General features: G+C 26.0%; 3 protein-coding genes and 2 pseudogenes. 2 read left to right on the top strand and 3 right to left on the bottom strand.

Annotated features, from left to right (window positions below):
• A pseudogene (locus LIX58_RS12425) lies at positions 1-462 on the bottom strand (DUF536 domain-containing protein); the annotation flags it as partial.
• A gap of 493 nt (positions 463-955) precedes the next feature.
• Here LIX58_RS12425 and LIX58_RS12420 point away from each other — a divergent pair.
• Entirely contained in the window at positions 956-1924 is a 969-nt protein-coding gene (locus LIX58_RS12420) for a replication initiator protein A (protein WP_107641311.1), read from the top strand.
• A 1733-nt stretch (positions 1925-3657) separates the two neighbouring features.
• On the opposite strand, the gene LIX58_RS12415 is transcribed toward LIX58_RS12420, so the two are convergent.
• Entirely contained in the window at positions 3658-4026 is a 369-nt protein-coding gene (locus LIX58_RS12415) for a DUF3139 domain-containing protein (protein WP_070443073.1), read from the bottom strand.
• A gap of 191 nt (positions 4027-4217) precedes the next feature.
• Here LIX58_RS12415 and LIX58_RS12410 point away from each other — a divergent pair.
• Positions 4218-4460: pseudogene (locus LIX58_RS12410) on the top strand (hypothetical protein); the annotation flags it as partial.
• Positions 4461-6063: 1603 nt separating this feature from the next.
• On the opposite strand, the gene LIX58_RS12405 reads toward LIX58_RS12410, so the two are convergent.
• Entirely contained in the window at positions 6064-6321 is a 258-nt protein-coding gene (locus LIX58_RS12405) for a replication initiation protein (RefSeq protein ID WP_226386361.1), read from the bottom strand.
• Positions 6322-6457: the final 136 nt, after the last annotated feature.

Below are 6457 nucleotides of genomic sequence, written 5' to 3'. Positions count from 1 at the left end.
TTTGCGATTCTTCAGTAAAAGTTGCTTCTTGCGGATTAATATTTTGTCTATTATTCGTCGCTGTATCAAAAGAATAATTAAGCTGTCTTTCTTCTTCTAATTGGCTTTCTAGTTTTTGAATTTTTTTGTTGCTTTCTAATGCTAAAACTTGCTGATTTTCTAAAAGTCTATTAAGTGTATTTATTTGTTCTTTATCTCTATCTAGCTGAATATATAACTGCTTTATTGTTTCATCTTTTACCTGATTATTATTATCAGAATTTTTTTCATTTATTTTACTTTCAGCATCAATGCTCTTTTTCTGATTTTTTTAATTCTATTTACTACCACAATCTCATCTTCACTAGATAAGTAATTTACGTTATCAATTTTTTGAAATTTTACATTTGCTTTTTTAGCATTATTATAAACTGTCATTTTTGTCACATTTAGTTCGTCAGCGATTTTCTTCATACTTTTCATATAGTAGCCTCCGTATAACTATATATGATATTTATCATAATGATTTTTATCATAATTATATAGTTATTATACTTACCATATCAATGCTTTTATACTTATGCATAAAAGGTATACATATAATTATACGAATATATTTTACTCTCTTTATATACTTCTTATATGCCTTTTATACGTATTGTAATAGCTTTCTTTATATAACATTTCGTATCACTATATAAAAATAAAATATAACCTTTTATCATTCTCACATGATATATACACTAAATATATATAAAAAATGTAACAAAGATTTAAAAAATGTTATTATAAATAGAAAGAAGCCTAACTACGGGAATAGTTAGGCCTCGATGGTAATAAAAAAGTTGTTTTTGTACAGTTGTTGTATTCATATTATATATATTAAGAATTGTTAGCGCAAGTCTAATACATATATACTTACTTATGACTTTTTATTACCTCTTTTAAAAATCTAAATATGAAAGAGGTTTTTTGTATGTCTAATTTTAATATTAAAGAAATCCAAAAAGAAAAATTCTATCGATTGCCTAAAGTATTTTTTACAAATCCTAAATATACTAAATTGTCCAATGATGCAAAAATAACTTGGTCAATATTAAGAGACCGTTTAGATTTATCTATAAAAAATAATTGGATAGATGAAAATGGAGATATATTCTTTATATATACTAACGAAAAGTTAAAACAAATCCTAAATATTAGTAGCCCAAACAAATTATCTAAAATAAAGAAGGAATTAACTCGAGCTGATTTGTTTAGTCAAATCAGAGTGGGATTAAATAAACCCAATAAACTATATCTAAAAAAACCTGAAGTAACAAAAGCTGATGTATATTGTATTACACAACAAGAAAATGACGTAGAGCAGCAATATTCTACGGATGTATCAAATTCATACATCCAGAAATATGATAATGATACATCAGGAAATATTAAAATGATACATCATGATATATCAAAAAAATACACTAATGATACTGATTATAATGATACTGATTATATTAAGACTGAGAATAATGATACGGATGATTTGAATGATAATAAACTAACTTTTCCTAGTAATCATACAAATCATTCAAATCACTACCATTCAAACTTTAATAATGAAGCTTTAAAATTCCAATTACTCGAAGAACTACCGCAAAGTATTCAAAACTATCTAAGTAACTTTGAAGTAGCTGAAATTAAAATTATCAAAACTGTATTATTAAAAGCCAAAACATCTTTCAACAATGCGATTGATAGCTACTACTTGTTAGAAGATATGGAAATAGAAATACTTCATGTTCTTAAACGTTTCAAAGCTATGCTTATTCAAAAAAATGAAACCGTTGAAGCTATGCAAGGATACTTAATGAAATCTCTTAAGTCTGAATTCGCTGAAATGCATACGCTTAATAAACGACGTGATCATTTACCCATCACTTCTTTATTTAATCAATAATGATTTATTTAGAGAGCATCTTTAAATAGATGTTCTCTTTTTTTATTAATCAAGTGGTTGCTAAGACAACCACTTAGATTAAACGAAAGGTAAGGGAGGAGATAACAAAATAAGATCAACACAATATCACATGCTGCTATTAAAGAAAGGAGGAAGATTTATGAGTACTAAGAAAAAGATTAAAATTACTTTGGCAATGATTAATGTTCTTTTAACTGCAGTCGAACTTTATTTTCAATGGCAATTGAGTAAATCTGAAAATGAACTGTAGTTAAGCAAGTAGGTGGGACTAAAACAGAAACGTTTTAGTCCTATTTTTTCTATAAACGAGTATTCTTCGTTTAATAATAGCTCAAACATGTCGTATAAGATGAAAAATAAAATGATCATTTAGCGTTGTTTTAACTTTTAAAAATGTAAAAGTGTTAAACGTTTTTATATTTTTTAGCAATCTTTCGTAGTTATAAAAGTGACTTAATAAAATCGTTTTTGCTATTTATTTTGTTAATGATCGGAAAGAAAAAGTTGAATTTATCATTCCATAAAATCAAAATTCAGATTCAATTGATATACATCATAAACAAAAAGTAAGTCGCTAATGTTCAAGACATGAGTCGAATGTAATTTTAAATTTGATTTTTCTATCCTAAACTGAGTAAAGATATTTACTTAGTTTTCTCTTTTTTATCTCCAATTATTTTACTAACAATGCTTATTTTGAAAATAAAAATAAGCACTTAAAGTAAAAAGTGAAGAAAAAAATAGCTACTTTTGTCTTCAAACATGTTTTGTTTTTGGAAATATTACAAACATAATAGGATTTTCAAATAGTATTTGACATGAGCATAAGGAAATCCAGTACCACCTTAAGTGGTATTCAGCATAGCTGAAGGATTATCTTATGCTCGTCTTGATTAAGTGCTCTTTTTAAAATCATCATAAACGCTGATATAACAATACTTATAGTTAATATTAAATAAAAAATTGATCGATACTATAACCTCTAATATTGCATACTATTTACAATTGTTACAAGACCACTTTAAATTGTCTGAATACTATTATTTTTGTTGATTTCATAGGCTTCAGTCGACGTCAATCCTATAAATAGGATTGATTTTTTTACCCAAATCCTATTAATCCTATTACTTTTTAACCTGTTTATTATTCTATAAATATCTCTAAATGCTCTAAAAAGTATCTTAAAATTACAAGTAAGTATATTTAAAAATTAAATAGTTTTTGTAATAAAGTTTGCTAAAAAGGAGATTAAAAAATGCTTATATTTTTATTTATTTTGGTTTGTGGTCTTTTAGGTTATTTTTGGTTCTGTTGCAAAGTTAAATTAATATACAAAGTTATGCAAAAGCAGTAAATTATATACTATTATATCAACAGATTATTCGGTTGGATTTTATTATTTTTCATTTCTTTGTATCTATATTATATGATTTTCAAGTTTGCAACAGAACCCTCATTAATATAGCAACTATTATAAATGGGATGTAACCTATTAATAAACCTGTTTGATAATCAGTAAATAATCCGATAAATTCTATTGGAACTAAAGATAAAATTAATATAATGATTTTTAACCATTTCATTTTAAAATTTCTCTTTTCAATATTATTTTTCCTTCAATATCATTTTATTAATATAATTAGGTAGAAGTCTACGCTGTCTCTAAGTGGTAGATGAATAATCTCTATTTTTTATTATGTTATACATTTATATTATTTTCTGTAAGGTTCTGATTCTAAAAGATATTTATAATAGGAGTCTTTCTTTTGTAAATCTGTTTCCCCCCACACCTTATACTCTTTATCATCTGTCCATGGTGCTGGTGCTGGTGTCACGTTATACTCATACTCACTATATGGTTGATCTTTAAAAACAATATCTTTTTCAGCATATCCCATCATAATATTAAAACTCATTTTTTCATTTTTTATTTTTTTATCCCAACCCTTACGTTCTATAACGTGATCGATGATTTTCTCACTCTTGTGTTTCTGATAAGTAATCACACTAAAAGTCCAAACTGTTAAGATAATAATGATAACAATAATAGAAGTTATTAATATTTTTAAGATTTTCTTCATTTTTGTATAATTCCTCTTTTTAATAATTTTTTATGATAATGTCGGTTCTGTTGCAAACTTGAAAATCATATAATATAGATACAAAGAAATGAAAAATAATAAAATCCAACCGAATAATCTGTTGATATAATAGTATATAATTTACTGCTTTTGCATAACTTTGTATATTAATTTAACTTTGCAACAGAACCTTAATGAGTATATCCATTTTTAAATTCGGCTTTAAAAATAATATAAGTATTGTAATAGGTAGATGCATTGGAATATTTCTTTCTTGGGTATGTGTTCATTTATTTATGAACATTTACGATTCACCAGATTATTTTAAACCTCTTACCACAGATATTTTTTCATTATTTTTAGGAGCTATTTATTTCATATTTATTATGCTTATATATTTAGTTATCTATGGCTTTTCTCACCGTAATAAGTGACTATTATGTTACTTATATCAAGACAAGAAGAAACTCGTTTTCAACTCGTTTCTAAACTATAAAAAGCCTTCCTAAAATCAGGAAGGCTTTTATCACGGAACTTATTCAAAACACTCACCATAAATAGCACCTATGCCAGTAAGAGCTAAAAATGCTTCTCCAAATTCAGGTCCAGCAGCAGAACCAGCTTTTTTCACAGCATTTTTTACTGCAGTTGATTTCTTGTGTTTTTTCTTCTCTGCTTTAAAGGAGGAATTAAAATGAAAATAACAAATTTATTATTATTAATCGCAATAATTATAGCTTGTGAATTTTTAATCTTAACTCTTTTTATGGACTTACCAGATAGCGTAATATTGCTACACAGTATAATTTCTATAATTGTATTTATACTACTAAAAATCATACACACAAAAATATACAAAACTGAAAGATAAACACAATTATCGCTTTATTCCAATTGCTTTATTGACGTTGAGCCTCGGAACCCTTAACAATCCCAAAACTTGTCGAATGATCGGCTTAATAGCTCACGCTATGCCGACATTCGTCTACAAGTTTAGTTAAGGGTTCTTCTCAACTTCAATAAATTTTCTCGGCATAAATGCATGTTCTATCTCTTTTTATTCTTCTTATTTTTTTCGTTTACAGAAATTATAATTGGTAACAGACCGCAACAAATAGCAATTATCAAAAACAAACCAGCATTCATAAAAAAACTCCTTTTTTAAATATACTTACTTGTAATTTTAAAATACTTTTAGAGACTTTTGTGAGATTTATAGAATAATAAAAAAGTTAAAAAGTAATTTGAGATATTTTGAAATACGATCATTATTGAAGTTGATATTAATACTAAAAGTAGGAGTCTTAAGAGTCTTTTGTTAAAAAAATTAAGACTCCTAAGAGTCTCGACGTCGACTGAAGCCTATGAAATCAACAAAAAAAGGAGTCTTCAGACAATTCAAAATGGTCTTGTAACAATTTTAAAGAGTCTGTAATAAAGTGTTATATTACACCTTTTGGTTAAATGCATAAGAATGCTTATAATCACCATTATGTAAAGGTTTTAGACCATTCATAGTGAACGATTGAGCATAATGAGCAAAAGGTAAATCTTTCAGCTATGCTGAATACCACTCAAGGTGGTACTAGATTTCCTTATGCTCATGTCAAAGACTCTTTAAAAAGACTCTTTTGTTTGTAATATTTCAAAAAGTAAAACATACATTGTTAAAAAATAGATTATGCTTTTCTTCACTTTTTACTTTAATTTCTTGTTTTTATTTCTAAAATAGTCATTGTTAATAAAAATTATAGTACCCTTATTTGCAATTTTAAGATACTTTTTAGAGCATTTAGGGGTGTTTTATATATTATTTATTTAATGGCTCTTAAAAGACAAATATGAGCTAAATTCAAAAATCAGAAAGACAAAACAAAATTTTTTTGCTTAACCAGTGTCGAATTTTTTAGACACTGCCCATCTATATGCAAATTAAAAATTGGCATAAAATAGCTTAAAAATTTATTAATTTTTTAGTTCCTGCAAAGGCAATTTCTTTCAAAAAAACGCTAGCTTTTTGCTAACGTTTAAGAAAATTTATTTTTCTTTTTCAATTTCATCAATCATTTGATGATTGATTTCTTGTTTTTCGCTTTCTGTTAAATCAAAAATTTCACTCGCTAAATACTCTTTTTTATTCCAAGTATAAAAAATTTGATAAATATATTCGGTCGGATCAACTTCTTTTAAGTAATCTAATTCTCCATTTTTTAATTTCTTTCTTGCTTCTTTAAACAGTCCAGAATAAACAAGAACTTGTTTCCCTTTTAATGCTTTATAAAATGCATCGAACACTTTTTGATTGGTTCTGTTGCAAACTTGAAAATCATATAATATAGATACAAAGAAATGAAAAATAATAAAATCCAACCGAATAATCTGTTGATATAATAGTATATAATTTACTGCTTTTGCATAACTTTGTATATTA

This window comes from Staphylococcus sp. Marseille-Q1834 (assembly GCF_916858875.1).
In the GTDB taxonomy this organism is placed as follows: domain Bacteria; phylum Bacillota; class Bacilli; order Staphylococcales; family Staphylococcaceae; genus Staphylococcus; species Staphylococcus pragensis.
This window is presented reverse-complemented; position numbering and strand designations above follow the sequence as displayed.

Excerpts from the sequence above, each read along its gene's own strand:
- LIX58_RS12420 (WP_107641311.1), top strand. The coding sequence starts at position 956 with ATGTCTAATTTTAATATTAAAGAAATCCAAAAAGAAAAATTCTATCGA.
- LIX58_RS12415 (WP_070443073.1), bottom strand. The coding sequence starts at position 4,026 with ATGAAGAAAATCTTAAAAATATTAATAACTTCTATTATTGTTATCATT.